Origin of the sequence: Rhizobium sp. RHZ01, assembly GCF_014851595.1 — a bacterium.
GTDB lineage: Bacteria > Pseudomonadota > Alphaproteobacteria > Rhizobiales > Rhizobiaceae > Rhizobium > Rhizobium altiplani.
Window position 1 is genome coordinate 1 of record NZ_JACUZZ010000004.1, and the last position, 26510, is coordinate 26510.

24 protein-coding genes and 1 pseudogene are annotated in these 26510 nt (G+C 60.2%); 18 read left to right on the forward strand and 7 right to left on the reverse strand.

The genetic code is table 11. The annotated features are described in order from the left end of the window. Positions 1 to 141: 141 nt before the first annotated feature. The 3 genes and pseudogenes from IB248_RS31600 to IB248_RS06150 all read left to right on the forward strand — a co-directional run. Positions 142 to 382: pseudogene (locus IB248_RS31600) on the forward strand (GMC oxidoreductase); the annotation flags it as partial. 78 nt (positions 383 to 460) lie between these two features. Continuing rightward, positions 461 to 1720 carry a glycerate kinase gene (locus IB248_RS06145; RefSeq protein WP_192240545.1) on the forward strand — a complete coding sequence of 420 codons (1260 nt, stop codon included), beginning with the start codon at positions 461 to 463 and terminating at the stop codon, positions 1718 to 1720. Positions 1721 to 2123: 403 nt separating this feature from the next. Next, positions 2124 to 2891, forward strand: a complete 768-nt coding sequence (locus IB248_RS06150; protein ID WP_018854672.1) for an SDR family oxidoreductase — start codon at positions 2124 to 2126, stop codon at positions 2889 to 2891. Between the two features lies 1 nt (position 2892). On the opposite strand, the gene IB248_RS06155 is transcribed toward IB248_RS06150, so the two are convergent. The 4 genes from IB248_RS06155 to IB248_RS06170 form a co-directional block, all read right to left on the reverse strand. Then, positions 2893 to 3246 carry an AraC family transcriptional regulator gene (locus tag IB248_RS06155; protein WP_113472083.1) on the reverse strand — a complete coding sequence of 118 codons (354 nt, stop codon included), beginning with the start codon at positions 3244 to 3246 and terminating at the stop codon, positions 2893 to 2895. Further along, on the reverse strand, positions 3243 to 3824 hold the full coding sequence (locus IB248_RS06160; protein WP_112647741.1) for a TetR/AcrR family transcriptional regulator: 582 nt from the start codon (positions 3822 to 3824) through the stop codon (positions 3243 to 3245). The genes IB248_RS06155 and IB248_RS06160 overlap by 4 nt, the downstream gene beginning before the upstream one ends. A 3-nt stretch (positions 3825 to 3827) precedes the next feature. Then, complete coding sequence (locus IB248_RS06165) at positions 3828 to 4301, reverse strand: nuclear transport factor 2 family protein (protein WP_018854675.1); 474 nt, start codon at positions 4299 to 4301, stop codon at positions 3828 to 3830. Between the two features lie 647 nt (positions 4302 to 4948). Beyond that, entirely contained in the window at positions 4949 to 6160 is a 1212-nt protein-coding gene (locus IB248_RS06170; RefSeq protein WP_018117065.1) for an MFS transporter, read from the reverse strand. 108 nt (positions 6161 to 6268) lie between these two features. Here IB248_RS06170 and IB248_RS06175 point away from each other — a divergent pair, with 108 nt between their 5' ends. The 11 genes from IB248_RS06175 to IB248_RS06225 all read left to right on the forward strand — a co-directional run bounded on the left by IB248_RS06175 (position 6269) and on the right by IB248_RS06225 (position 18967). Further along, the gene (locus IB248_RS06175) at positions 6269 to 7087 is read left to right on the forward strand and encodes a helix-turn-helix transcriptional regulator (protein WP_018854676.1); all 819 of its coding nucleotides are present in this window, start codon (positions 6269 to 6271) and stop codon (positions 7085 to 7087) included. A 213-nt stretch (positions 7088 to 7300) separates the two neighbouring features. After that, the gene (gene glpD, locus IB248_RS06180) at positions 7301 to 8818 is read left to right on the forward strand and encodes a glycerol-3-phosphate dehydrogenase (RefSeq protein ID WP_018854677.1); all 1518 of its coding nucleotides are present in this window, start codon (positions 7301 to 7303) and stop codon (positions 8816 to 8818) included. Positions 8819 to 8859: 41 nt separating this feature from the next. After that, the gene (locus tag IB248_RS06185) at positions 8860 to 9936 is read left to right on the forward strand and encodes an ABC transporter ATP-binding protein (RefSeq protein WP_018117062.1); all 1077 of its coding nucleotides are present in this window, start codon (positions 8860 to 8862) and stop codon (positions 9934 to 9936) included. Between the two features lie 11 nt (positions 9937 to 9947). Then, positions 9948 to 11018: an ABC transporter ATP-binding protein gene (locus tag IB248_RS06190; RefSeq protein WP_025660740.1), complete on the forward strand. Its 1071-nt coding sequence runs from the start codon at positions 9948 to 9950 to the stop codon at positions 11016 to 11018. Between the two features lie 2 nt (positions 11019 to 11020). Further along, positions 11021 to 11887, forward strand: coding sequence for a sugar ABC transporter permease (locus tag IB248_RS06195; RefSeq protein WP_018117060.1), 867 nt, complete (start codon positions 11021 to 11023; stop codon positions 11885 to 11887). Between the two features lie 14 nt (positions 11888 to 11901). After that, entirely contained in the window at positions 11902 to 12729 is an 828-nt protein-coding gene (locus IB248_RS06200; RefSeq protein ID WP_018117059.1) for a carbohydrate ABC transporter permease, read from the forward strand. 16 nt (positions 12730 to 12745) lie between these two features. Beyond that, positions 12746 to 13027 (forward strand): DUF2160 domain-containing protein, encoded by a 282-nt coding sequence (locus IB248_RS06205; protein ID WP_018117058.1) that lies wholly within the window; start codon positions 12746 to 12748, stop codon positions 13025 to 13027. Positions 13028 to 13104: 77 nt separating this feature from the next. Beyond that, complete coding sequence (locus IB248_RS06210; protein ID WP_041912341.1) at positions 13105 to 14829, forward strand: ABC transporter substrate-binding protein; 1725 nt, start codon at positions 13105 to 13107, stop codon at positions 14827 to 14829. Positions 14830 to 14967: 138 nt separating this feature from the next. Next, positions 14968 to 16482, forward strand: a complete 1515-nt coding sequence (gene glpK / locus IB248_RS06215; protein WP_112666673.1) for a glycerol kinase GlpK — start codon at positions 14968 to 14970, stop codon at positions 16480 to 16482. A 94-nt stretch (positions 16483 to 16576) separates the two neighbouring features. Beyond that, positions 16577 to 17155: a dual specificity protein phosphatase family protein gene (locus tag IB248_RS06220; RefSeq protein ID WP_018854683.1), complete on the forward strand. Its 579-nt coding sequence runs from the start codon at positions 16577 to 16579 to the stop codon at positions 17153 to 17155. A 147-nt stretch (positions 17156 to 17302) separates the two neighbouring features. Then, the gene (locus IB248_RS06225) at positions 17303 to 18967 is read left to right on the forward strand and encodes a phosphoethanolamine--lipid A transferase (RefSeq protein ID WP_192240546.1); all 1665 of its coding nucleotides are present in this window, start codon (positions 17303 to 17305) and stop codon (positions 18965 to 18967) included. Between the two features lie 79 nt (positions 18968 to 19046). Here the strand turns inward: IB248_RS06225 and IB248_RS06230 are convergent, their stop codons facing one another. After that, positions 19047 to 19406: a response regulator gene (locus IB248_RS06230; RefSeq protein WP_018117053.1), complete on the reverse strand. Its 360-nt coding sequence runs from the start codon at positions 19404 to 19406 to the stop codon at positions 19047 to 19049. A gap of 201 nt (positions 19407 to 19607) precedes the next feature. Next, positions 19608 to 20393 (reverse strand): IclR family transcriptional regulator, encoded by a 786-nt coding sequence (locus IB248_RS06235; RefSeq protein ID WP_018854686.1) that lies wholly within the window; start codon positions 20391 to 20393, stop codon positions 19608 to 19610. Positions 20394 to 20651: 258 nt separating this feature from the next. On the opposite strand from IB248_RS06235, the gene IB248_RS06240 reads away from it, so the two are divergent. Together IB248_RS06240 and IB248_RS06245 are read left to right on the forward strand one after the other, a co-directional pair. After that, positions 20652 to 21830, forward strand: coding sequence for an amidohydrolase (locus IB248_RS06240; protein ID WP_018854687.1), 1179 nt, complete (start codon positions 20652 to 20654; stop codon positions 21828 to 21830). 218 nt (positions 21831 to 22048) lie between these two features. Continuing rightward, positions 22049 to 22705 carry a CBS domain-containing protein gene (locus IB248_RS06245; RefSeq protein ID WP_018854688.1) on the forward strand — a complete coding sequence of 219 codons (657 nt, stop codon included), beginning with the start codon at positions 22049 to 22051 and terminating at the stop codon, positions 22703 to 22705. Between the two features lie 10 nt (positions 22706 to 22715). Here the strand turns inward: IB248_RS06245 and IB248_RS06250 are convergent, their stop codons facing one another. Beyond that, entirely contained in the window at positions 22716 to 23828 is a 1113-nt protein-coding gene (locus IB248_RS06250; protein WP_192240547.1) for an acetate/propionate family kinase, read from the reverse strand. 186 nt (positions 23829 to 24014) lie between these two features. Here IB248_RS06250 and IB248_RS06255 point away from each other — a divergent pair, with 186 nt between their 5' ends. Both IB248_RS06255 and IB248_RS06260 read left to right on the forward strand, forming a co-directional pair. Continuing rightward, entirely contained in the window at positions 24015 to 24878 is an 864-nt protein-coding gene (locus tag IB248_RS06255; RefSeq protein WP_348648553.1) for a cysteine hydrolase, read from the forward strand. Between the two features lie 182 nt (positions 24879 to 25060). Continuing rightward, positions 25061 to 26500, forward strand: coding sequence for an MFS transporter (locus IB248_RS06260; protein WP_192240548.1), 1440 nt, complete (start codon positions 25061 to 25063; stop codon positions 26498 to 26500). Positions 26501 to 26510: the final 10 nt, after the last annotated feature.

A 26510-nucleotide genomic window follows, 5' to 3' on the forward strand; every position in this document is an offset into this window, starting at 1 on the left:
CGCCCGCATCCAGGCCGGCCAGCACGCCCGCCTCGCCTTCAACCTCGACAAGGCCGTGTTCTTCGATCCGCAAAGCCAAACCCGCATCGCTTAAACCAGGAGCCAGGATTCCAAACATGAACAGCTCGGATGTGGGGCTGCGCGAGTGCCAAGACAGACCAGCATCCGTCGGTACGCGTGAGAAGGGATCGGACCGGAAGCTGTTGTCGGTCTCGATTCCAGGGTCCATGGTCTAGAGGCTTCGCGTGCGTGATTCGTTGGTCATGCCGCGAATTCCATCGTACAACAACGCACCAACCATCATGGTTGGCGAACGAGGCTCCGACTTATCCGGAGACTTCCGCCGTTGCCTGCCGCGATCCTCGCTCACGAGCGCAAATGAAACGCGCCAGAGGGCAGGGCAATCGCCCGCCAGACCAGGCAGGTGTTCGGACTGCGAACTTTGAAAATGGAGTAGGGTTTGATTTCCGATCCACGAGCTTTCCTGCAAACCCTGTTTCACCAAGCCGTCAAGGCCGCCGATCCTTACGAGGCCCTGGTTCGCCATCTTCCGGATCCGCCGAAAGGCAGGACAATCGTTGTTGGGGCAGGGAAGGCCGCAAGCCAGATGGCGGCCGCTTTCGAACGCGCTTGGTCTCATCCCTTCGAAGGTCTCGTTGTTGCCAGGCATGGGCCAATCGCAGAGTGCCGATCGACGAAGATTCTCCAGGCGGCTCATCCGGTCCCAGACAGAGCCGGTCTTATCGGCGCCGAGGCGCTGATGAACCATCTGCATGGGCTGACGTGTGATGATCTGGTGATCGCACTGATATCCGGCGGCGGCTCGGCCTTGCTGCCGGCCCCGCCGACCGGTTTCACCCTCACCGACGAGAGCGCGTTGAACGAAGCGCTGCTGGCGTCGGGCGCGCCGATCTCCGGGATGAATGTGGTGCGGAAGCATTTCTCCCGCATCAAGGGGGGACGGCTTGCCGCACTTGCCCATCCGGCAAAGGTCGTCAGCCTCGTCGTCTCCGATGTTCCGGGCGACAATCCGGCCTTCGTTGCGTCGGGGCCGACGGTTCCCGACAGCAGCGATGCGGAGGAGGCGCTACGAGTGATCCGGGACTACCGGATCGATCTCCCGGCGCGCGTGATCGATTGTATCCGCAATACCAGAGCGCCAAGTGCCGGTGACCGCGTCTTCGCCAACAACGAAGTGCATGTGATCGCCTCGGCGCGGGTGTCCCTGGAGGCGGCTGCCGATCGGGCAAGATCTCTCTGCGTGCAACCCCTCATCCTTTCGGATTCGATCGAAGGGGAGGCGAAGGATATCGGCCGGATGCATGCGGCGCTTGCTCGGGAGTTTTTGACGAGACCGCCGGCTCCAAAGCCTCTCGTGCTGCTTTCGGGCGGGGAGACTACGGTCAGCATCGGAACCGGAACATATGGCAAGGGCGGGCGAAATTCCGAGCTTCTCCTCTCGGCGGCGATCGATCTACAAGGAGTCGATGGCGTTGTAGCGATGGCCGCTGATACCGACGGTATCGACGGCTCCGAAGACAATGCTGGCGCCTTCTGTGACGGCGGGACGGTGGCGCGGATCAGGAGCGCCGGCGGCGATGCGCGCGCGTTCCTGGCGGGCCATGATGCGTGGTCGGCCTTCAACCTCGCGGGCGATCTGTTCGTTCCGGGACCGACAGGTACCAACGTGAATGATTTCCGCGCTTTTCTTGTAGAATAGCGCGCCACAAGGCCGAGCAGCTTTAGCGTGTGCCAAGCTGCCGACGTCCTGCGTGGAGCGTCGGCGGCGCCAAATCAGTAAGGCGCAAGCCTGCCTAGTAGGTTGTCACAGACACGTATGTCTTTGTAAGAGTTGGGAAGCCCGCCCCAGGCCCCTCGGGGGCGGGCTCTATCGATCCGGACCCCTTCCGGACCGCGGCTGATGGTGAGCCGCTGGAAACACACATGCCCGGTGTTGCGTGTTGAGACAACCGAAAGCTGTTTTGTTGGTTATTTGGTAAGGTTACCGGGCGACGCAGGTGCGTCTGGACATTGACCGGGACTCTCTTCAACACTGCATCGGCAGACGCCCACTCGACGACGAGTGAGTGACGGCGAACAACGGGAGCAAGGGGATTGGGGTCATGGTCGACCGGCTGAAGGGGAAGATTGCAATTATTTCAGGCGGCGCGACGGGCATGGGCGGAGCGGCCTCGCGCCTCTTCGCTGCCGAGGGCGCCAGGGTAGCGATCATTGACCGGAATGAAGCGGCAGCACGGCAAACGGCGGAGGAGATTTGTTCCGCCGGTCATGTCGCCGACTACTGGGTCGCCGACGTGTCGGAGGAGGCCGCCGTCGTCGCGGCCGTCAGGGGTGTGGAGGATAGGTTCGGCGCCGTCACCGTGCTCTTCAATCACGCCGGCACTATCGTCATCAAGCCGTTCCTGGAGACCACGCTCGAGGAGTGGGAGTGGCTGCACGCGGTCAACGTGCGATCGATGTTCCTGATGACGCGGGCGGTCCTGCCGGGGATGATCGCCGCGGGCGGTGGTTCCATCGTCTGCACGTCATCAATCTCGGCCGTGGCCGCAACGCCGATGGAAGTGCTCTACGACACGACGAAGGGCGCTGTGCATATGTTTGCTCGTGCGATCGGGGTCGAATTCAGGGATCGCAACATCCGCTGCAACGCCGTCTGCCCCGGCTTCATCCGCACGCCGCACGGATTGCGCGAGGTCAGCGAATTGCAGGCATTCGGCGTCGATGTGTCGGACGCGGCTATTGCCGCCCAGCAGGGACGGATCGGCGAACCCGAGGACGTGGCACGCGCCGCGCTCTATCTCGCTAGCGACGAGTCGATGTTCGTCAATGGCGCGCATCTCTTCGTCGACAACGGCTTCACCGCTATCTAAATTAAACGCTGCAACGCCGCCAGCGTGCCGGAGGATGCCCCGTTTGGCGTCGGAACACTGTGATGAAATGGGTCCGCGATCGAAATCCGACGTCGATCGCGATTTCATCGATGCTCAGGCCATCGCTGATCAGCTTCGCTTTCGCGCGCTCTATCCGACGTCCCTGCAGATAGACGCGTGGACTGAAGCCCGTCGCCGACCGGAACCCTGCTGCGAAGTGCATTGGACTGAGCCCCGCCGCGTGCGCGATGTCCGCGAGCCGAAGCGAGGTCGCCAGGTTGAGTTCGATGAAATCCACGGCGCGCTTAACCCGCCAGGGTGCGAGGATGACGGAATTATTCCGGTGCTTCTTCATCTCTGCTTCTCTCCACTGGTCGCGGCAAAAAGTCGGGACTGGACCCGCTGAAGGGTCCGTTCGAAAACCTCAGGCTCGTCGAGTGCTCTGGCGACCACGAGGGCTCCCTGAACGGCAACGACGGTCTCCTCGGCCAGCGCGGCGGCATCCGGCTCGAGGCATCCGGCTCGCGTGAGAGCTGAGGCAAGCGCGCTATGCCATTCGGCGAAGTAGTCCCTGACCTGAGCGCTGAACCGGTTGCGGACATTATCGAGTGCGAACGCACCAACGAGGCACACTCGGCTGCCGGAGCGAAAATACCGGGAAACAGAGCGAAACATGTCGGAGATAGCGGAGCGCGGATCATCCGCGTTCCGTAACGGTTCGAAAACCTGTGTCACGAACCATTCGTCGATCTCGCCGAGCACGGCTATGGCCATCTCTTCCTTTCCGCCGGGAAAGAAGTGATAGAGGCTTCCCTTTCCGAGTCCTGTTTTTTCCGTGATGGTTGAAAGACTTGCGCCCTCGAAGCCATACTCCCGAAAGACTTCGGCCAGGGATGGGATTGCGTCGGAGCGCTCGGCGACGATCTTTGGCATGTGTTACAGTCCCAATTCAGAAAGGCTTGGGTGGTCAGCAGGCCTGGGGCCGGACCGATCCCAGAAAAACTTGCGTTCGGATTCCTTGATGGGCATATCGTTGATGCAAGCATAGCGGTGGTGCATCAGGCCGCTCGCGTCGAACTCCCAGTTCTCGTTGCCGTATGCCCGATACCAGTTCCCGGAGTCGTCGCGGTATTCGTAGGCGAAGCGAACCGCGATGCGGTCGCCGTCGTGGGCCCACAGTTCCTTGATCAGCCGATACTCGAGTTCCTTGCGCCATTTCCTGGTCAGGAACTCGACGATCTTTTCCCGCCCTTGGACAAATTCCGCGCGATTGCGCCAGTAACTGTCAACGGTATAGGCGAGTGACACCCTGTCGGGATCGCAACTGTTCCATCCATCCTCTGCGGCTCGGACTTTGGCAGCCGCGGTTTCGCGGGTGAAGGGAGGGAGTGGTGGGCGGTGTTCAGGCATGGTTTCGATCTCCTAGTGCTCGTTTCTGTACCGATCGGTAAACAGTATTTCAATCGGTACAATCGATGGTGCGCAGAGTCAACGCAATCGCCAGGCACTGCATCTTTTTGCCGTGCGAATCGAAAGTTTTCGGATTGGAAAGCACGCAGTCCAGCAAGTGCCAACCACTGCAGACTGAGTGCGACAGGGTTTAGGTACACGCCAGCTGCCGAAGGCTGAAAAGGGCCGAGATGGTGATCTTGGCCCTTGTCGTTGTGCGCCCAGCATGGGCGCATTCTTGTGGGTGGAAGTCCCACCGTAAGCTGGTCACAGCGAGCGAAGTGAAGCGCAACTGCGGCAGGGTGACCAACCGTGGGGAGGAAGCGATCCGATCAAAATTATCTGTAAAAACCCTTGCAAGTGGGAGCCGTCCACATATGGGGAGATCTCGCAAGTGGCAGCAAATGCCGGTCGCTGGTCGCGCAACAGCGGCAAGCTCCTTAACGCCACCCTCACCATTAGATGGGCTGACCAACTTGGAATGCCCAGGCTCGTCTAACCTCAATCTCTCGAACCACCCGGTGCGGACCCGCATGCCGGGTGGTGTGGCAGGGGTGCGATCACATCGATCGCCCCCTATGCCGATTGGTAATCCTGCGGGTGTTCGCTTACTTGCCCGCTTTCGTGGTGTGGCGGCGGCCCTTGCCGATGTCCGGCAGGAAGATGGTCAACAGGCCGAGCAGCGGTAAATACGAGCAGATTTTGTAGACGAACTCGATGCCCATGTGGTCGGCCACCATGCCGAGGCCTGCTGCGCCAATGCCGCCGATACCGAAGGCAAAGCCGAAGAACAGGCCGGCAATCATGCCGACACGACCCGGAACCAGCTCCTGCGCAAAGACGACGATGGCCGAGAAGGCGGAGGCCAGGATGATGCCGATCAGGAAGGTCAGGAAGACCGTCCAGTTGTAGTCGGCATAAGGCAGGGCAAGGGTGAAGGGCAGGGCGCCGAGGATCGAGAACCAAATGACGAACTTGGTGCCGAACCAGTCGACGACAGGGCCGCCGGCGACGGTGCCGATGGCCACGGCGCCGAGGAATACGAACAGCAGAATCTGCGCGTGCTGCACCGACACTCCGAAGCGTTCGATCATATAGAAAGTGTAGTAGCTCGAAAGGCTCGTCATGTAGACGTATTTCGAGAACACTAGCAGTGCCAGGACACCGATCGCCGCAATGACCTTGTTGCGTGGGAGATGGACCGCGGGTGCCGCCGCCTTGCGACCGGCGTTATTCTTGCGGTGATCGGCGTACCAGACGCCGACGCGCCACAGGACGATCATGCCGGTCAGAGCTGCGAGCGAGAACCATGCAACGCTATGCTGGCCCCGCGGTAGTACGATGAAGGCGGCCAGGAGCGGACCTATCGCCGAGCCGAAGTTGCCGCCAACCTGGAACAGTGACTGGGCAAGGCCATGGCGTCCGCCTGATGCCAGCCGGGCAACGCGCGAGGATTCTGGATGGAACACGGCGGAGCCGAGGCCGACGACACCCGCGCCGATGAGCAAGACCCAATAGGCGTGCGCATATGCGAGCAGCACCAGGCCGATCAGCGTGAAGCCCATGCCGACAGACAATGAGTAAGGCAACGGGCGTTTGTCGGTGTAAATGCCGATCAGCGGCTGCAGGAGCGACGCGGTGACCTGGAACACGAGGCCGAGGAAGCCGATCTGCGTGAAGTCGAGGCCGTAGCCGTCCTTGATCATCGGATAGAGCGCGGGGATCAGCGACTGCATGGTATCGTTGAGAAGATGGCAGAAGCTTACCGCCATGATAATGCCGAAAACCGTCTGTTCCGCAGAGTGCCTCTCTGCCGTCATTGCGCTGTCTGTCACGATTCTGCTCCGTCCTACGAGGCTTTGGAATAACCGACTTGTGGTCGTCCCGCTTTCGTGTTTTGGTCTTGCTATTTCGCAAGTGGGCCAAAAATGGTGAAATCCAAGCAAAGCCTGGCGACGAGTGAGTTGGCCAAGCTCCATGTGGAGCGTCTTGCTGCCATCGAGGCAGCCTCAGAGCCGGTCTATGCCATCCCCTCGGAATATCCGGCCGGCTACCATGTGGAACCCCATAGTCACAGCCGTGCACAGTTCGTCTATGCTCGGTCCGGCGTGCTTATGGTGTCGTCGATACTGGGGCGCTGGATGGTGCCGCCGCAGCATGCGTTGTGGATACCGGCAGGACTTGTCCACACCGTCGACATGCTCGGCGATGTTGCGATGCTTTCGGCCTATGTCTCGCCCCAGGCCTTGGCCGATCCACCGACGGCCATCCGCGTCGTGGCGCTGACTGATCTTGCCAGAGCGTTGATCACCGAGGCTGTTGCGCCGCCCGAGGCCAAGAGCGGCAGACGGGATCTCATCATGGCGCTGCTGCTCGAGGAGGTCTTGCGGCTTCCCGACCGGCCGTTGGGATTGCCGTTCCCCTCAGATACGCGCCTGGCGACGCTCTGCCGCGGCTTCATGGAAAGTCCGAGTGCAAGGCTGGTCATCGACGATTGGGCGGAGCGGCTTGCCATGAGCCGGCGCGCCTTTACTCGGTTCTTTCGCAAGGAAACGGGTATCAGTCTCTCAACCTGGCGGCAGCAGGCGGCGGTGTTCACCGCCTTGCCCCGCCTCGCAGCCGGGGAGGCGGTTACAGCCGTTGCCCTCGACCTTGGCTACGACAGCGTCGCCGCCTTCACCACGATGTTCAGGCGGACGATGGGAGCCGCTCCCCGCGCGTATTTCAGGGCACCCGAACAATATTGAGCCTCTGCCCAAGCATGGATCCGCCGTCTCGCAGGACCGGGCGATGACGCGCTGCGTCCTCGATTTGACGTTTACGTTCACGGCAAATCTGTGAGTTTTAAGAATTCGAAAAACATTCGTTTGACATTCGAATAATCTTCGCTTTAATTGCTCTGACTTTCGCAAATGCGTGAGCATGTTGCGTTGCGGCATATTCTGGCTCGGAGGGGGAACGTGAGCCGTCAGATTCACGATCTTTTCATTATCGGCGGCGGCATCAATGGCTGCGGGATCGCGCGGGATGCGATCGGGCGGGGCTATTCGGTCGCGCTTGCGGAAATGAACGATTTCGCTTCGGGCACGTCTTCCGGCGCGACCAAGCTCATCCATGGCGGCTTGCGCTATCTCGAGCACTACGAGTTTCGTCTGGTGCGCGAATCTCTGATGGAGCGCGAAGTGCTCTGGGCGATGGCGCCGCACATCATCTGGCCGATGCGCTTCGTGCTGCCCTATCACAAGGGTGGCATCCGCCCGGCATGGCTGATCCGTCTCGGGCTGTTTCTCTACGATCACCTCGGCGGACGAAAGTTGTTGCCGCCGACCGCGGTTCTCGACATGCGCCGCGACCCGGCCTCCAAGCCATTGAAGGCACTCTTCACGAAGGCGTTCGAGTATTCGGATGGTTGGGTCGACGATGCGCGCATGGTAGTGCTCAATGCGCGGGACGCGGCCGACCGCGGCGCGCTGATCATGCCGAGAACGAGAGTCGTTTCGGCGCGGCGCGAGAACGGATTGTGGTCGATCGAGACGGTCGACACCGTCAGCGGGCAGGGCAACAGTTTTCAGGCGCGGATGCTGGTGAATGCTGCCGGGCCATGGGTCGATCAGGTCATTCGCACGGCCTTCGGGCAGAACGAGGCCCGCCACGTGCGGCTCGTGCAGGGCAGCCACATCGTCGTAAAGAAGAAGTTCGACGATCCGCGGGCCTATTTCTTCCAGAACCCGGACAACCGCATCATCTTCGCGATCCCGTACGAGCAGGACTTCACGCTGATCGGTACCACCGACCGCGACTACTCGGCCGATCCGAAGGATGTGAAAATATCCGAGGAAGAGACGATCTATCTCTGCAACGCGGCGAGCGAGTATTTCAAGGAGCCGGTACGGCCGGAAGACATCGTCTGGACCTATTCGGCTGTGCGGCCTCTATTTGACGACGGCGCTTCCAAGGCGCAGGAGGCGACCCGCGACTACGTGCTGAAGATCGAAGGCGAGGGTGAAAGCGCACCGCTGCTCAATGTCTTCGGCGGCAAGCTCACGACCTATCGGCGCCTATCCGAACACGCACTGGAAAGGATCGCCGAGGCGATCGGCGCCAAAGGCGCGTCCTGGACAGCGAAGAGCCATCTGCCGGGCGGGGATTTCGCCGCGACCGGCTACGAGGCGGAGGTTGCTAAGCTGAAGGGCGGTTATCCGTTCCTGGCGGACCGGCATGCGCGCCAACTGGTGCGCCGCTACGGCACCAAGGCGTCGGTCCTGCTCGGGCGGGCCGCCAGCGCGGAGGACCTGGGACACTGTTTCGGAGGCGATCTCTTCGAGGCAGAGGTTCGCTATCTCATCGATCACGAATGGGCCAGACGCGCAGAGGATGTGCTTTGGCGAAGAACGAAAGTCGGCCTGCGCCTGACCAAGGAACAGGCTGCGCTATTGGAGGAGTACATGGCCGCGCGACCGGCGCAGATGGCTGGTTGAAGCGGTAATGTCCCCGCTGTTGAGGAGGCACGGGAACCGGAATGCTTGAATTGCGGAACGCTGCAAAGATGGTGGGCGGGGAGTATCACATCCACGCAACCAATCTTGCATTTGAAAAAGGCACATTGAATGTGCTGCTGGGGCCGACGCTGTCCGGCAAGACATCGCTGATGCGACTGATGGCCGGGCTCGATCGACCGACGAGCGGTTCCGTCCATTTCGACGGCGTAGACGTGACCGGCATGCCGGTGCAGAAGCGCAACGTCGCGATGGTTTACCAGCAGTTCATCAACTATCCGGCCCTGACGGTGTACGAAAACATCGCCTCGCCAATGCGGATTTCAGGCAAGGACACCGCGACGATCGATCGTGAGGTTCGCAAGGCCGCCGAACTCTTGCGCCTTACGCCCTATCTGGATCGCACCCCGCTCAATCTCTCCGGCGGCCAGCAGCAGCGCACGGCGCTTGCGCGTGCCCTTGTGAAGAATGCCAGCCTTGTGCTGATGGACGAGCCGCTCGCGAACCTCGACTACAAGCTGCGCGAGGAACTGCGTGCCGAACTGCCGCGGATCTTTGCGCAGTCCGGCGCCATCTTCGTCTACGCCACAACGGAGCCTTCCGAAGCGCTTCTGCTCGGCGGCAACACGGCCACTCTTTCGGAAGGCCACGTGACGCAGTTCGGACCGACGATCGCCGTCTACCGAAATCCGCTCGACCTCGTAACTGCAAAGACCTTTGCCGATCCGCCGCTCAATTTCATGGATGTGATAAAGGCCGGCGGTTCGTTCCAGAGGCAAGGAGCTGATATCCTGCCGGTGCCCGCGCATTTGGACGACATGGCCGATGGTCCGGTCACGATCGCCTTCCATCCGCACCACCTCGCTCTTTCGCCGCAGACTCAGACGGCAGCAAAACTGCAGGCACGCACGCAGGTTTCCGAGATCACAGGCTCCGAAAGCTTTGTGCATATGGATTTCGACGGTGTCCGTTGGGTCATGCTTGCCCACGGCATTCACAACATCGATCCGGATACCGAGGTCGACATCTACCTCGACACCCGTCACGTCATGGCGTTCGGCACCGATGGCCGGGCAATCGCAACTGGCGCAAAGGCGTAAGGGAGAAGGACATGGCACGCATCACGCTCGACCACATCCGCCACGCCTACGGACCGAACCCGAAGTCCGACGCAGACTATGCGCTTCGTGAAGTCGATCACGAATGGCGGGACGGCGGCGCCTACGCGCTTCTCGGACCATCCGGCTGCGGAAAGACGACGCTACTCAACATCATTTCCGGCCTGCTGCAGCCGTCGCACGGCCGTATCCTCTTCGATGGCCAGGATGTGACGAACCTTTCCACGCAGGCGCGAAACATTGCGCAGGTGTTCCAGTTCCCGGTCATCTACGACACCATGACTGTCTACGACAACCTGGCTTTCCCGCTGCGCAATCGCAGGGTCCCCGAGCCGGAAGTCGATCGGCGCGTTCGCGACATTCTCGAGATGATCGATCTCGGCGGTATGGCCAAGCGCAAGGCACAGGGCCTGACGGCCGACCAGAAGCAGAAGATCTCGCTCGGCCGCGGACTGGTGCGCAACGACGTCAACGCGATCCTGTTCGACGAGCCTTTGACCGTGATCGACCCGCACATGAAGTGGGTACTGCGTTCGCAGTTGAAGCGCCTGCACAAGCAGTTCGGCTTCACCATGGTCTATGTGACGCACGACCAGACGGAAGCGCTGACCTTCGCCGACAAGGTTGTCGTCATGTACGAAGGACAAATCGTCCAGATCGGCACGCCGGCAGAGCTTTTCGAGCGGCCGAGCCATACCTTCGTCGGTTACTTCATCGGGTCGCCGGGCATGAACGTCCTGCCGGTGCAACTGCAGGGCAACGCGGTGCGTATCGGCAGCGAGACGCTGTCATTGGACTACGCGCCGCAAGCGGCTGCCGGCGCCAAGACCGAGCTCGGCATACGCCCGGAGTTCGTCAATATCGGCCGCGAAGGAATGCCGGTCACCGTCAACAGGGTCGAGGACATTGGACGGCAGAAGATCGTGCGCGCCACCTTTGCCGGCCAGCCGATCGCCATCGTCGTGACGGAGGACTCCGAAATCCCGGCTGATGCGCGGGTGACCTTCGATCCGGCTGCCATCAATATTTACGCCAATTCCTGGCGCGTCGGCAGGGAGGGCTGAGCATGGAAAAGACCTGGAACAACAAAGCCTGGTTTCTGGTTCTGCCGGTCCTTGTGCTGGTCGCCTTCTCGGCCGTCATTCCGCTGATGACCGTTGTGAACTACTCGGTCCAAGATACGTTCGGGAACAACGAGTTCTTCTGGGCGGGGACTGACTGGTTCGTGCAGACGCTTCATTCCGACCGCTTCTGGGCGGCGTTGCAGCGCAATCTCGTCTTCTCGCTGATCGTTCTGGCGCTGCAGATCCCGCTTGGCATCTTCATTGCCCTCAACATGCCGAAGAAGGGGATCGGCGTACCGATCTGCCTCGTGCTGATGGCGCTGCCGCTGCTCATTCCGTGGAACGTGGTCGGCACCATCTGGCAGGTTTTCGGGCGTGTCGACATCGGCCTGCTTGGTCATACTCTTGAGGCAATGGGGTTTGACTACAACTATGTCCGCGACCCCCTCGATGCGTGGATCACCATCATCCTGATGGACGTCTGGCACTGGACGAGCCTTGTGGTGCTGCTCTGCTATGCCGGCCTCGTTTCGATCCCGGATGCGTATTATCAGGCAGCGAAGATCGACGGCGCGTCGCGCTGGTCCGTCTTCCGCTACATCCAGCTGCCGAAGATGAAGCGCGTGCTACTCATCGCCGTCCTGCTGCGTTTCATGGACAGCTTCATGATCTACACCGAACCTTTCGTCGTCACCGGCGGCGGTCCCGGCAACTCGACCACCTTCCTGTCGATTGACCTTGTGAAGATGGCCGTTGGCCAGTTTGACCTCGGTCCGGCAGCGGCAATGTCGATCATCTACTTCCTTATCATCCTGCTTCTGTCATGGGTCTTCTACACCGTCATGACCAGCAGCGACGCGAACGCCTGAGAAAGGAGAGGACCATGGCTCAAACAATGAAATACAAGCCTGCGGGCAACTTCTCCTGGGTCGTTTCGACGGTCTACATCATCTTTCTGCTGCTGCCGATCTACTGGCTGATGAACATGAGCTTCAAGGAGAATGCCGAGATCACCGGCGCCTTCTCGCTGTGGCCGCAGAACCCGACGCTCGGGAACTACATGGTGATCTTCACCGATCCCTCCTGGTACAACGGCTACATCAACTCGATCATCTACGTGGTCATGAATACGGTGATCTCGGTGCTGGCGGCGCTGCCTGCGGCCTATGCCTTCTCGCGCTACCGGTTCCTGGGCGACAAGCATCTGTTCTTCTGGCTGCTGACGAACCGCATGGCACCGCCGGCCGTCTTCGCGCTGCCGTTCTTCCAGCTCTATTCGGCTTTCGGGCTGATCGATACGCACATCGCCGTGGCGCTCGCCCACTGCCTGTTCAACGTGCCGCTGGCAGTCTGGATCCTGGAAGGCTTCATGTCCGGCGTGCCGAAGGAGATCGACGAAACGGCCTATATCGACGGCTATTCTTTCCCGCGGTTCTTCGTGAGGATCTTCATGCCGCTGATCGCGTCAGGGATCGGTGTCGCCGCCTTCTTCTGCTTCATGTTCTCGTGGGTGGAACTGCTGCTGGCCCGCACGCTGACGACGACTGCCGCAAAGCCGATTTCGGCGATCATGACGCGCACCGTCTCGGCTGCAGGGATGGATTGGGGTGTGCTGGCGGCTGCCGGTGTGCTGACCATCATCCCCGGCGCGCTCGTCATCTACTTCGTACGCAATTACATCGCCAAGGGCTTCGCGCTCGGCCGCGTCTGACAAGGGAGGACCACTCATGAACTTTTCCTGGATGGCGTGGACGCTGCCGACTGCATTGTTTTTCCTGGCGATTTTCATGCTGCTCGTTGGCATGAGCATCTGGGAGTATTTCGTGCCTGGCGGCTCGCCGCGCGTCGGAATCCTCAGGTTCGAAACCACGCGAGGGGATCGGCTCTTCGTGTCGCTGCTTGGCGCAGCATACATACATCTCGCATGGCTGGGTCTTGTCGGACCCAACCTGTGGTGGGCTCTTGCCCTCTCCGTAGTCTACGCCATCGGCGTCTTCCGCTACGTGTGACGGCAGGGAAATACAGATGGCCGGGGGTACTGGCCGCCTGAACGTGAAGACTGCAATCGCAACCCTGGGAGGATATTATGCGAAGGCATTTACTAGCGACAACAGCAGGCATGTTGCTGACCATGGCGGGCGCCGCCTATGCCGGCATGGATGAAGCGAAAACTTTCCTGGACAAGGAAATCGGCGATCTTTCGACGCTTTCCCGCGCGGACCAGGAAAAGGAAATGCAGTGGTTCATGGATGCGGCGAAGCCTTTCGCCGGCATGGACATCAAGGTCGTTTCCGAAACCCTGACGACGCACGAATATGAATCGAAGGTTCTGGCGCCGGCCTTCACCGCGATCACCGGTATCAAGATCACGCACGATCTCATCGGCGAAGGCGACGTTGTCGAAAAGCTGCAGACGCAGATGCAGTCGGGCGAAAACATCTATGACGCCTATGTCAATGACTCGGACCTCATCGGTACGCATTGGCGCTACCAGCAGGCCCGCTCGCTGACCGACTGGATGGCGAACGAAGGCAAGGATGTCACCAACCCGGGCCTCGATATCAACGACTTCGTCGGCACCAAGTTCACGACTGCACCGGACAAGAAGCTTTACCAGCTTCCCGACCAGCAGTTCGCGAACCTCTACTGGTTCCGCTACGACTGGTTCAACGACGAGAAGAACAAGGCCGACTTCAAGGCGAAGTATGGTTACGATCTCGGCGTTCCGGTCAACTGGTCTGCCTACGAGGACATCGCCGAATTCTTCACCGGCCGTGAGATCAACGGCAAGAAGGTCTTCGGCCACATGGACTACGGCAAGAAGGACCCATCACTCGGATGGCGCTTCACCGATGCCTGGCTATCGATGGCCGGCAACGGCGACAAGGGCCTTCCGAACGGCCTTCCGGTCGACGAGTGGGGCATCAAGGTCGACGAGAACTCGCGTCCGGTTGGTTCGTGCGTTGCGCGTGGCGGCGATACGAACGGCCCGGCTGCCGTCTACTCGATCCAGAAGTATCTGGATTGGTTGAAGGCCTATGCACCGCCGGCAGCGCAGGGCATGAACTTCTCCGAATCCGGTCCTGTGCCGGCGCAGGGCGAAGTCGCCCAGCAGATCTTCTGGTACACCGCCTTCACGGCCGATGCCGTCAAGCCCGGTCTGCCAGTCGTCAACGAGGACGGTACGCCGAAGTGGCGCATGGCGCCAAGCCCGCATGGCGTCTACTGGAAGGACGGCATGAAGCTCGGCTACCAGGACGTCGGTTCCTGGACGCTGATGAAGTCGACGCCTGACGATCGCGCCAAGGCCGCTTGGCTCTATGCGCAGTTCGTGACCTCGAAGACGGTCGACGTGAAGAAGAGCCACGTCGGTCTGACCTTCATCCGCGAGTCCACCATTCGCGACAAGAGCTTCACGGAGCGCGCTCCGAAGCTTGGCGGTCTGGTCGAGTTCTACCGCTCGCCCGCCCGCGTCCAGTGGTCGCCGACCGGTACGAACGTTCCTGACTATCCGAAGCTCGCTCAGCTTTGGTGGCAGGCGGTCGGCGATGCGTCGTCCGGTGCGAAGACCGCGCAGGAAGCGATGGACTCGCTTTGCTCCGAACAGGAAAAGGTGATGCAGCGACTGGAACGCGCCGGAGTGCAGGGCGATATCGGTCCGAAGCTCGCCGAAGAGCATGATCTCGAGTTCTGGAACAAGGATGCGGTCGCCAAGGGCAACCTCGCGCCGCAGCTGAAGATCGAGAACGAGAAGGAAAAGCCGGTTACCGTCAACTACGACGAACTGGTCAAGAGCTGGCAGTCGAACTGATCAGCAAGGTTGGCCGGGGTGTGTGCCCCGGCCAACCGCCGACCGCATAACGTCGGCATTACACCCTCTTATGAATGACCTATCGCTTCCGCTGGCGCGTTCGCGCCGGCGAGGTGAGCTATTGCGCCGGAGAAGACAATGAGCGGCCATATTCTCGCGATCGACCAGGGCACGACGTCCTCGCGTGCGATCGTCTTCGACGCCGGGATGAAGATGATCTCGTCAGCACAGGAGGAGATCAAACAATCCTATCCGCAGCCAGGCTGGGTCGAGCATGATCCGAATGAGATCTGGACGAGCGTGGTTAGCACGGCGCGGCAAGCGCTGGCGAATGCCAACATTCCACTCACCGATATCGCCGCGATTGGCATCACCAACCAGCGCGAGACTACGGTCGTCTGGGAACGCAAGTCGGGCAGGGCGCTTAACAAGGCGATCGTCTGGCAGGACAGGCGGACGGCTGAAGTCTGCGATAGTCTCAAGGCGGATGGATATGAGAAACTGTTCAGCGCGAAGACGGGTCTGCTGCTCGATCCTTATTTCTCCGGGACCAAGCTGCGCTGGCTGCTCGACAACGTCGACGGATTGCGGGAGCGCGCCGAGGCAGGCGAGGTCTGTTTCGGCACGGTCGACAGCTGGCTGATCTTCAATCTGACTGGCGGACGCGTTCATGCGACTGATGCCACCAACGCGTCGCGAACGCTGCTTTTCAACATTACCGAGGGCAGGTGGGACGAGGAGCTTCTCGGCCTGCTCAGGATCCCGGCATCCATGCTTCCGGAGGTCAAGGACTGCGCGGACGATTTCGGCGTCACTGATCCGGATATCTTCGGTGCGCCGATACCGATCCTCGGTGTTGCGGGCGACCAACAGGCAGCAACTATCGGTAGTGCCTGCTTCGAAGCGGGCATGATGAAATCGACCTATGGGACAGGCTGCTTTGCCTTGCTGAATACGGGGCGGGATTGCGTAACATCCAGCAACCGGATGATCACGACGATCGCCTATCGGCTCGGCGGCGAAACCACCTATGCGCTGGAAGGATCGATCTTCATCGCCGGTGCGGCGGTGCAATGGCTACGCGACGGCCTCGGCTTGATTTCAAACGCATCGGAGAGCGGCACGCTGGCGATGAGGGCCGATCCCAATCAGCAGGTCTATGTGGTGCCGGCCTTTACCGGCCTCGGTGCTCCCTATTGGGACCCGGAGGCGAGGGGTGCGATCTTCGGTTTGACCAGGAACAGCGGGCCGGCGGAATTGGCGCGCGCCGTGCTCGAGTCTGTCGCCTACCAGACGCTCGATCTCCTCATCGCGATGCGGAAGGATTGGGGCGGCCATCACATTGAGACGGTCCTGCGTGTCGATGGCGGCATGGCAAGTTCCGACTGGACGATGCAGCGTCTTGCCGACGTTGTCGGAAACCCGGTGGATCGGTCGGCTGTCGTCGAGACGACGGCGCTCGGCGCGGCCTGGCTCGCCGGTTCGCGAGCAGGGGTTTGGCCCGACAAGGAGAGTTTCGGAAAAGCATGGGCGTGCAGCCGGCGGTTCCAACCCTCCATGGAGGAGGCAGAGCGACAGAGGAAGATCGCTGGCTGGCGCAATGCGGTCTCACGCACCTTGTCGGGCGCGCAATTCAGCAATCAGTTGGCCTGACCGTCGTCACGCCACCATCAGGACGCCGTTTTCAGGTGGTTGTCAGGCCAAACCGGCAATGCTAGCTCGCTGCAAAAGTTGCGACGAGGTTGGCATGAAACGCCTGTGGAATTTTCGGTGGTGGAAGGCATCCCTCATCGGCACCGTTACGATTGGCGCGATGTTCGGGGGCTATATTGTTTATCTCCAAGCGAGCGGGAATTTTCACGCCGTCATCGCGGATCAGCTCTACCGTTCGGCGCAACCCTCGCCTGAGCAGCTGGCATCTTACGTGCGTAGTCATGGCATCGAGACGGTCATAAACCTGCGCGGGATGCACGTTGGCAAGAAATGGTATGCCGACGAGATTGCAACTGCACGCGGTCTCGGTGTTCAGCATATCGACTTCGAAATGTCGCCGTCCAAGGTCTTGTCGCCCGAGCGCGCCGAGCAGCTGCTGGCGATCATGAGAGCGGCACCAAAGCCCATCCTTCTCCACTGCCAATCTGGCGCCGATAGGACAGGGCTCGTGTCGGTCCTCTACAGCCAACAAGTGGCCGGTATCAATGAGGACGTCGCCGAGCGTCAGCTCTCGGTCTACTACGGCCATATTGCCATTCCTTACCTGTCGGGAACCTACGCGATGGACAGGAGCTGGAAGGGCCTCGAAAGGTATTTTGGGATCCAGGGGTAGCCGAACGGCCGCAGCGCTTGCCAAGGTTATTCAGGTGACTGTCAGAAAATCCGGTCATGGCTGGCGAATATTCTTCGACGGCCATCAACTACAGATGATTCGATCCTGGTTCCGTCGACGCCAAAATCTGGACGCGGAGACGACCAATTGGAAGATAATGCCACCAAGGTCCGCCTGATCGAGCGGCGGCCCGCAATCGGCAGCGTGACGCTTTGCCTTGCTACGACTCTCTACCTGCTTCTTGTGACAAACAGATCGTTCTGGAGCACGGCCTTTAGCTATTTTGCGTCCGATCATCTCTCGTTCGTGCTCTTTGTCGTCGGCATTTCGGCTATGAGCATGGCAATCATCACGGCCTTCTCCGCCAAATATGTCACCAAGCCTTTTTTGATCTTCTTCGTTCTCGCGGCAGCCGCCGGCTCCTGGTTTACCGATCAGTTCGGCGTGGTCGTGGACAAGGAAATGATCCGCAACGCGGCGGTGTCGACGGGCGCGGAGGCAGGGCATCTGATAACGACGCGTTTTGCCCTTTATTTGATGCTCACTGGTATACTTCCGTCACTCGTCATCCTCTGGGTACGCATCCGGCATCGCCCGGTGCTGTCCAAACTTGCTCATAATACCGGCGTGATCGTGGCTTGCCTGGCTGTCTTCGTCGTGGTCGGATTCGGCGACTACCGTGCCTTTGCGGGCGTCGGGCGCGCCCACAGAGACATCCTCGACCGGCTGAACCCATTCGTACCGATCACCAGCACCATTCGCTTTGCGGTTTCGTCCGAGCAGGATGCGCATGTCGTCGCCGAGCCGCTCGGTACGGATGCGCATCGGGTGAACACTGCCGGCCTTAACAAGCCGCGCGTAACGATCATCGTTGCGGGCGAGACAGCGCGTGCCGATGACTTCTCGCTTGGCGGTTATGCGCGGAAAACCAATCCGGAGCTCGAAAAGCGGAACGTTGTCTATTTTCCGAAAACGACCAGCTGCGGCACAGCGACGGCAATTTCTATCCCGTGCATGTTTTCGGTCTATCCGCGAACAGCCTATACGCACCGGAAGGGCCTTGCGACCGAGAACCTCCTCGACGTGCTGAGCCATGCCAAGGTGGACGTATCCTGGCTGGATAATGACACCGGCAGCTATCATGTCACCGACCGGGTCCCGTTCACGTTCTTGCCGGAGTCGGCCGATCCACGTTTTTGCAAGGATGGTGAGTGCCTCGACGCTATCCTTCTCGACAAGGTCGACGATTGGCTCGACCACGTAAAGGGTGACAGCGTGCTGGTCTTGCACCAGCTCGGAAGCCATGGGCCAGCCTACTTCGCTCGTTATCCCGATGAATACCGACGTTTCGTTCCTGATTGCCAGGCGAATGATTTCGGCAGCTGCACGGCCGAAGAGATTACCAACGCCTATGACAATACGATCCTCTACACGGACCACATTGTCTCGACGGTCATCGATAAGCTCAAGCAGCATTCCGACAAGGTTGCCGGTGCAGCGATCTACGTGTCGGATCACGGTGAATCGCTTGGCGAAAACGGAATCTACCTGCATGGCGCGCCCTATATCGTAGCGCCGTCGCAGCAGACGCACGTGCCGTTCCTGGCGTGGGTCAGTGACGATCTCGCGAAGGGGGCCGGCTTCGATATGAGTTGCATGGCTAAGCAGGCAGACAGGGACCGTTCGCACGACAACTTCTTCCACAGTGTGCTCGGGCTCATGGACGTGGCGACCAAGGCCTACGATCCGAATCTGGATGTTTTCGCCGGATGCCGCCGACAGGCGGATAAACTCGCAAGCCTTCAGCGATGAGACAGCGAGGCTGCTGCAACGCAACAGCCGGAATAGGCTCTATCGTTGTATCGATTGCCTCGGGATGCCAATCCAGGTCTCAGTGCTTGTGGTTTGCCGCTTTCATCCGCTCTGAAAGCTCGGAGAGCCCGAAGGGCTTCACCAGGAAATCGTCCGCGCCGCTTCGCAGGCCCTCGATCTGATCCGAAGTCTGGTCGTGCGCCGTCAGAATGATGACGGGGACGGAGTTCGCTTGTCGTCTAAGCGCCTTCAATAGGGTTAAGCCATTACCATCGGGCAAGCGCAGGTCGAGCAGGATGACGCCGTATTTGCCGGTTTCGGCCGCTTGGGTTGCTTCCGCGAGATTGAGGCACCAATCGACCGAATGACCGTCGGCCGCGATGTGATCGCGCACGGCGTCTCCCAAAAGGACGTTGTCCTCGACCAGCAATACGTTCACACGCTATCTCCCTTGAATGCCTGCCTTCCGGCGGCATCCTCCATGGCCATGACGGCGTCTATCCGTCGCCAGGATTTCTAATGAGATCGCTAGCTGACAATGACCTTAAGGCTTTGCGGGGATCGGCATTAAACGCGGTTGTGATCCCGGCTTCCTCGGCACTGGCCTGCAGGTGAGAATATACGTCGGCGTGCTGCCAGGTCATGTCGGCATTCCGACGTCAGAACCGGCGAGCAGCGAAAGCTCGTTGGCGGTCTTCATCACCATGGTGATCGTCTGGCTGATATCGGGCGCTGCCGAGGCATTGACCAGCGCGATATAGGGGCAGGTGAGGGCCGCAATGCAGCGTCCGTCCGGCCCAAGGATAGGAGCGGAAAGGTTATTGACGCCTGCCGTCTGGGCGCTCGCCATCATTTCGTAACCGTGTTCGCGGATCTGGGCGAGGCGCTCGTAAAATTCCGGTCCGAGATTCACTTCCGCGCGGCTGCGCACGTGTTCCGCGATCATCATCTGCCGCTCTTCATCGCTTCGGAACGCAAGAAGCACGTGGCCGGAGCCGGTGTCGAAGAGACTGATGTGCGACCCGATGCGGATCGAGAGACCCCAGTAATCCGGCGCCTCGTGCTGCGCGATCACCACCGCCGAACCGCGGTCAAAGACGACCAGGTGGTTCGCCTGTTTGGTCTTCTGCGCTAGTTCACGCATCAATGGCATTGCGAAAGACGCCAGCCGGCGTGTTGGCGCGTGCAACTGGGCCAGCCCGAATAGCTTGAGTGTCAGTGTAAACCGGTCACCCTCCAGCTTCGTCACGTAGCCGCGGCGGACGAGGCGATCGAGCATGCGATAGAATTCGTTGGGGCTACGATCGAGACGCTTGGCGATCTCCGCCTGGGTCAGCCCTTCCTCGACGCTGGCCAAAAGCTCGAGGATATCGAGCCCCTTGTCCAGCGCCGGAGCGCGGTACCGATCAGCGTCATCTGCTTCCATCAATTTCTCCTGTGAATGCCACCTTACATATACAAATGCGTAGCTGCCGAAAAGCGCAGCGTGCAGCTCGGTTCGGTCGGTAGCGTCGCCTGTATATGAAAAGGAACCTCATATATGGGTAGGTGCTTGCCGGCGCGAACTGCCGATCCGCAGCGCGTGGCGGACCTTAGTAGTGAACTTCTTCATCGACTATGGAAAACGGGCAGGTTAGGCTCGCGCTCTTGAGGTGAGGCTGTTCGTGTTCCGAGGATTCTGGTGATGTTTTTGACTGATGGAGAACTAAGCGAAATCAAAGCGTTTCGACGGGAACTTCATCGCAATCCGGAAGTCTCGGGTGAGGAGGCGGAAACCGCATCCCGCGTTACAGAGGAACTCGGCCGCACGAGGCCAGATCGCATCGTTGCCGGCATCGGCGGCCATGGCCTCGCGGCCGTCTATGAAGGAGCGGCATCAGGTCCGACGATCATGATCCGTGCGGAACTGGATGGCCTGCCGATCGAGGAAATCTCCGATGTCGCGCACCGTTCGACGGTGCCGGGCAAGGGCCACCTTTGCGGCCATGACGGTCACATGGCGATCCTGATGGCACTCGCGAAGGGTCTTGGGCACGAGCGGCCTGCGAAGGGGCGGGTTATCCTGATGTTCCAGCCGGCCGAGGAGAACGGTGCAGGGGCAGCGGCCGTGCTTGCCGATCCGAAGTTTGCGACGCTGACGCAGGATCTATCGCTCTCGCTTCATAACTTCCCGGGTATCCGGCTCGGACACGTCCTTCTCAAGGAGGGGCCGGTCAATTGCGCATCGCGCGGAATGAAGATCATTCTAAAGGGTAAGACATCGCACGCCTCTTATCCGGAGCAGGGCATTGCGCCGACTTTCGTGCTGGCGCGGTTGCTCGGTGATCTGACGGCGTTGGGCAACAATGGGCCGCTGGGGCCGGACTACTCGCTGGTTACGGTCACACATGCGCGGCTCGGGGAGCCGGCATTTGGGATCAGTCCCGGCGAAGCGCAGATCTGGGCGACCCTGCGGACGCTGACCGATGAAGCGATGGCCGCGTTGGTTTCCCGCGCCGAGGAACTGGTGCAGACCCAGGCGAAGGCCGGGCAATTGCAGGTGGAGATCAGTTACGAGGACGTGTTCCGCCAGTGCTACAATTCCGCCGAAGCGGTCAAGGAGCTGCGGCGTGCCCTGGATGACGAGGGCGTCAGCCATGACGATGTCAGTAGCCTGCTGCCAATGAAAGCTTCTGAAGACTTCGGTCTGTTCCGGACTGTGGCGCCCGCAGCGATGTTCTTTCTCGGGGCGGGTGAAGATCATCCGCGACTGCACAACCCCGACTACGATTTTCCCGATGAGCTGATCGCGACCGGATCGCGGGTCTTCATGCGCGCCATCAGGAACATTCTCGGCCGAGCTACCCTCCGGCGGCCCCTGTAGTAGCTGCCGGACATTCCCGCCGGTGATTTGGCCGATGGCGAGGACCCTGCTTCCGTTCCGTCGGCGCGGTGCCTTCGCATCTCCGGTCAAATTAGATCGCAATCCCTGATCGACTTGGGAGTGGATTTGCGCAATATTTTCAGCATCGGATGCATGCGCGGTTCGCGCAGCGTCACGTCGGAACCATTTGACTTCCTCCAGAGTGCAATGGGATTAGCATGTTTGCTCAAGACATCATGAACACCGACATCACAACGATCAGCGCCGATAGCAGCATCCATCAGGCAATAGACCTGATGGTTGCCAAGAATATCAGCGGCCTGCCTGTTATCGACAACGATGGCAATGTTTGTGGCCTGCTGACAGAAGGAGACCTCCTCCGGCGCATCGAGTTCGGTGGCGGCAGATCGGCCGGCAAGCCGGATGAGACGTCGCTCGTCGACCTCGACGACTATATCCGAAGCCGCAGCTGGCGGGTATCGGATGTCATGTCCGCAAGCGTGATCAGCGTGACGCCGGATACGCCGGTTGCGGCGATCGCCGAGGCGATGTTCCGGCACAAGATCAAGCGGGTGCCCGTCGTCAGCGACAAGCGCCTTCTCGGTATCGTCAGCCGTATCGATCTCCTCAAAGCAATCGTTGCGGCGCCGGCCGAGAGAACGGCAAGTGGTGACGATGCTCTCGCCCGCGCCATCCGCGCGCGACTGCAGGGTGACCTTGGTCTCGACACCGATGCGATCAAGGTATCGGTTCAGGATTCCAGAGCGGTGCTTGAAGGGACCGTATCGAGCGAACTGGAGCGGCGCGCCATCCGTGTCCTGGTAGAGAACCTCAAGGGCGTCAGCGGCTTCATTGACAAGCTCGGTGTTGCCTGATCGGAGATCCTCAGGCTACCGTACGGAGAAGCTTTTTCGCTTGTGTTGCCATCAGTCGTTCTTCGTTGGTCGGGATCACTAGCGTTTTGAAATCACCCAGGAAGCGCAGCCTTCGCAGGATTGCCTCGCGGACAGGGGCGGCGTGCTCGCCAATCCCGCCCGTAAAGACAAGCGCATCGATGCCGCCTAGGGAGACGGCCATCATCGCGATATGCTGAGCCGTTTTGCGGGCAAAATACTCGAGCGCAAAGGCGGCTTTGGGATCGTCGCTTTGAAGCAATGCCTCGACGTCGTTGCTGATGCCGGACAAGCCTTTCAGGCCCGAACACTCATAGAGGATATCCTGGACCGCTTCGACGCCGAGCTCCAGGTCGTGGATCATGTAGAGAACGGCGCCCGGATCGATTGAGCCGCTGCGGGTTCCCATAGGAATGCCGTCGAGCGCGGTCATGCTCATCGTCGTATCGACGCTGACGCCGTTCTTCAACGCACAGAGGCTGGCGCCATTGCCGAGGTGGCCAACAACGACACGGCCGGCATGGAGGTCCGGATAGTCCTTGGACAGCACCTGAGAAATCCAATCATAGGAAAGCCCATGGAAGCCATAGCGGCGCATGCCTTTGTCGCGCATCTCCTGCGGTAGTGCGAAGCTGCTGGTCAGCTCGTCGTGGCCTGCGTGAAAGGCTGTGTCGAAGCAGGCAATATCGGGCGCTCCGCTCGCGATTCTCGCCGAAGCGGTGATACCGGCGAGATTGTGGGGTTGGTGAAGCGGCGCTAACGGGATCAGCGCCTCGAGGCGGCGCATCACATCCGGCGTGACAATGACGGGCTCTCGGAAGGTCTGCCCACCATGGACAACGCGATGGGCAACGGCTGTTGTGCGCCAGCCGTGATCCTGCCCGCCTATGAGCTCAGTCACCGCGCGGAGTGCTAGATTGTGATCAGTGCTCGCGGGCAGGGTACTTCGCGTCTCCTCACCATTGGGAAGCTTCGCACGCATCTCAGGCGTGTCACCAATACCGGTGACCTTGCCGCTCATCAGCACGTTTAGGTCCCGTTCCGCGAAGATCTGAAACTTCAGGCTCGATGAACCGGTGTTGAGAACAAGCAGCGTGTCGATCATCGAATTGTGCTCCGAGGCCGATCAAGAGAGTACAAAAGCGAGACGGTGTGTCAGGGCGTCGCAATTGCCCTGCGCCGGCACTGAGTACCCCTCTGCTGCGGCAGGGTGGCCGCAGAAGATGCAAGTGTCAAATTGTTTCTGTTTCAGGATTCGCGTATAACGAGTTCTTTCTCAGGTGGCGTTGCGGTGGATCAAATCCTGCCTTTATGCGGTTATGGTCGCCGGCTCTATTCCCGAGGGTTTGGACTTGCCGTGGTCGATGCGGGCAGACTCCAGCGTGTTATGGTTGTGGGCAGCTCGAGCACCACGCTACTCGATTTGGGAGGGATGGGAATGGAAATGCAGCTATCCATTGCTGCTCGCCCTGAAGCGGTCAGCTTCGATCCTAGCCGGACTGCCGTCATGGTCATCGATATGCAGAACGACTTCGGCTGCCGTGGTGGAATGTTCGATCGCGCCGGCCTTGACGTCGCGCCCATCGCGCATCTCGTTCAGCCGATTTCGCGGTTGCTCGAAGCGGCGCGGCGTAACGCATTGCTCATCGTCTACACCAGGCAAGAGCATAATGCGGACCTTTCCGATGCCGGTAACGAAGATGCTCCGCATCGCATCAAGCACAAGCGCCTGAATATCGGGGCAGCCGTGGTAGCCCCAAACGGCATCCAAAGCCAAATCCTGGTGCGCGATACCTGGAACACTGCAATTATCCCGGAACTCGAGCCCCAGCCAGGCGACGCCGTGATCTCCAAGCATCGCTACAGTGCATTTTTCGAAACGTCGCTCGATACCCTCCTTCGCGCCAGGAGGATCAACACGCTCATCTTCACCGGTGCCACGACCAGCATCTGCGTTGAGTCCACAGTCCGTGACGCGACTTTTCGCGACTATCGTTGCATCGTGCTTAGGGACTGTACGGCAGAACTAATCGCGGCTGACACAATGCGCAGCAACCATGAAGCGTCGCTGCTCGCAATCGAGCTGCTCTTCGGTTGGACAGCGGAGTCCGAGGCGGTGATTAACGCCTTATCCAGAAGTGCAAAAGCCGGGTAGGGGGCAAGCCGTAATCGCCGCTGATCGGTGCCCCTACTCACAAAATCCTCTGAGATCTCAGGATTTTTCTCTTTTCGGGTTGCGCCGATCGGCCTATCAAGCGGTAGTGCTGTTCGGCACGCCTCGGATCCCGCTTCTGTGTCCATTCTATCCGGATGCATCCATTCCACATCGGCAGATCAATGACAGCTATGCAGACGACTGAGAAAGACGATGTGGAGAGCATCCGCAGGGCAAAGATCGTCGCGCTGGTCGTTGCCGTTTCGTTTTTCATGCAGATTCTCGACGGCACCATCGTCACCACTTCATTGCCGCAGATGGCGGCGAGTTTTGGCGTTCAACCGATATCCATGAGCATCGGCATCACGGTCTATATGCTGACGATGGCGGCCTTCATTCCGCTTTCGGGATGGCTTGGGGATCGATACGGCGCACGGCGCGTCTTCATGGCCTCGATCGCCGTCTTTACGATCGCATCGCTCTTCTGTGGGGTCTCCGATGGGCTTGCGGAGTTTGTCATCGCCCGCGCGGTGCAGGGCGCGGGCAGTGCGCTGATGACGCCGGTCGGCCGGATCATTGTCCTCAAGAATGCCCGCAAATCGGAGCTCGTCCAGGCGATCGCGCTGATAACCTGGCCGGCGCTGACGGCTCCCGTTGTCGGTCCGCTGCTCGGCAGCTTCATCACCACCTACGCAAGTTGGCATTGGAACTTCCTCATCAATGTGCCGATCGGGGTGCTCGGCATGGCGCTGGTTCTTCGTTTCGTGCCGGAACAGCGCGAGGAAGATGCCGGGCGGCTGGATTTACTTGGCTTCGTTCTCAGCGGCGGCGGATTGACCTTCCTGCTGGCAGCACTTGAGTTCTCGGTGAAATGGCATGGCGGGCTGGTACCAATTTTGCTGATGCTGGTGGCAGGGCTCGTGCTCTCGGTCATGGCGACCCGGCATTTCCGGCGAGTCAGCAATCCATTGCTCGATCTGTCTGCCTTCAAAGTGCAAACCTTTGCGATCGCGACCCTTTCAGGCGGGACGGCGAGCCGTCTCGCGATCAACGCGACGCCCTTCCTCTTGCCGCTCCTCTTCCAACTCGGATTCGGATTGAGCTCGATCGAAGCGGGTGCCTATCTGCTGGTCTACTTTCTCGGAAACCTCGGCATGAAGGTCGTCACGACACCGCTGCTCGCCAGGTTTGGATTTCGCGCGGTGCTCTTCTTCAACGGGTTGATTGCTGCATCGGCGATTGCCGCCTGCGGCTTTCTCGTACCCGAAACGCCGCGTATTGTTATCTACGTGCTGTTGATGACCGCGGGTCTCTCGCGCTCAATGGAATTCACGGCACTGAATACACTGGCCTTTGCCGATATCAGTTCTGCACAACGCAGTTCGGCTTCCACTCTGTCGAGCATGCTGCAGCAGATTTCGATGTTGCTCGGCGTGGCGATCGCGGCGGCGGTGCTCAACATCTCCGTCGCCTTGCGCGGTGTCGAGGGGCCGGGGCTCGTCGATTTCCGATGGGCGTTTCTTGTCGTCGGCGCAATCGGCATCATATCGTCAGTGAGCTTCCTGCGGCTGGTGCCGGATGCAGGCGCCGAGGTGTCGGGTCACAAGATCGGCACGAAATAGTTGGCCGCCG

Bases quoted from the DNA above. Each gene is read 5' to 3' on its own strand.
- IB248_RS06220 (WP_018854683.1), top strand. From the start codon at position 16,577: ATGAAACGCCTGTGGAATTTTCGGTGGTGGAAGGCATCCCTCATCGGC.
- glpK (WP_112666673.1), top strand. From the start codon at position 14,968: ATGAGCGGCCATATTCTCGCGATCGACCAGGGCACGACGTCCTCGCGT.
- IB248_RS06260 (WP_192240548.1), top strand. From the start codon at position 25,061: ATGACAGCTATGCAGACGACTGAGAAAGACGATGTGGAGAGCATCCGC.
- IB248_RS06165 (WP_018854675.1), bottom strand. From the start codon at position 4,301: ATGCCTGAACACCGCCCACCACTCCCTCCCTTCACCCGCGAAACCGCG.
- IB248_RS06150 (WP_018854672.1), top strand. From the start codon at position 2,124: ATGGTCGACCGGCTGAAGGGGAAGATTGCAATTATTTCAGGCGGCGCG.
- IB248_RS06250 (WP_192240547.1), bottom strand. From the start codon at position 23,828: ATGATCGACACGCTGCTTGTTCTCAACACCGGTTCATCGAGCCTGAAG.
- IB248_RS06235 (WP_018854686.1), bottom strand. From the start codon at position 20,393: ATGGAAGCAGATGACGCTGATCGGTACCGCGCTCCGGCGCTGGACAAG.
- IB248_RS06175 (WP_018854676.1), top strand. From the start codon at position 6,269: ATGGTGAAATCCAAGCAAAGCCTGGCGACGAGTGAGTTGGCCAAGCTC.
- IB248_RS06240 (WP_018854687.1), top strand. From the start codon at position 20,652: ATGTTTTTGACTGATGGAGAACTAAGCGAAATCAAAGCGTTTCGACGG.
- IB248_RS06155 (WP_113472083.1), bottom strand. From the start codon at position 3,246: ATGAAGAAGCACCGGAATAATTCCGTCATCCTCGCACCCTGGCGGGTT.
- IB248_RS06210 (WP_041912341.1), top strand. From the start codon at position 13,105: ATGCGAAGGCATTTACTAGCGACAACAGCAGGCATGTTGCTGACCATG.
- IB248_RS06160 (WP_112647741.1), bottom strand. From the start codon at position 3,824: ATGCCAAAGATCGTCGCCGAGCGCTCCGACGCAATCCCATCCCTGGCC.
- IB248_RS06185 (WP_018117062.1), top strand. From the start codon at position 8,860: ATGCTTGAATTGCGGAACGCTGCAAAGATGGTGGGCGGGGAGTATCAC.
- IB248_RS06245 (WP_018854688.1), top strand. From the start codon at position 22,049: ATGTTTGCTCAAGACATCATGAACACCGACATCACAACGATCAGCGCC.
- IB248_RS06195 (WP_018117060.1), top strand. From the start codon at position 11,021: ATGGAAAAGACCTGGAACAACAAAGCCTGGTTTCTGGTTCTGCCGGTC.
- IB248_RS06190 (WP_025660740.1), top strand. From the start codon at position 9,948: ATGGCACGCATCACGCTCGACCACATCCGCCACGCCTACGGACCGAAC.
- IB248_RS06205 (WP_018117058.1), top strand. From the start codon at position 12,746: ATGAACTTTTCCTGGATGGCGTGGACGCTGCCGACTGCATTGTTTTTC.
- IB248_RS06200 (WP_018117059.1), top strand. From the start codon at position 11,902: ATGGCTCAAACAATGAAATACAAGCCTGCGGGCAACTTCTCCTGGGTC.
- IB248_RS06170 (WP_018117065.1), bottom strand. From the start codon at position 6,160: ATGACGGCAGAGAGGCACTCTGCGGAACAGACGGTTTTCGGCATTATC.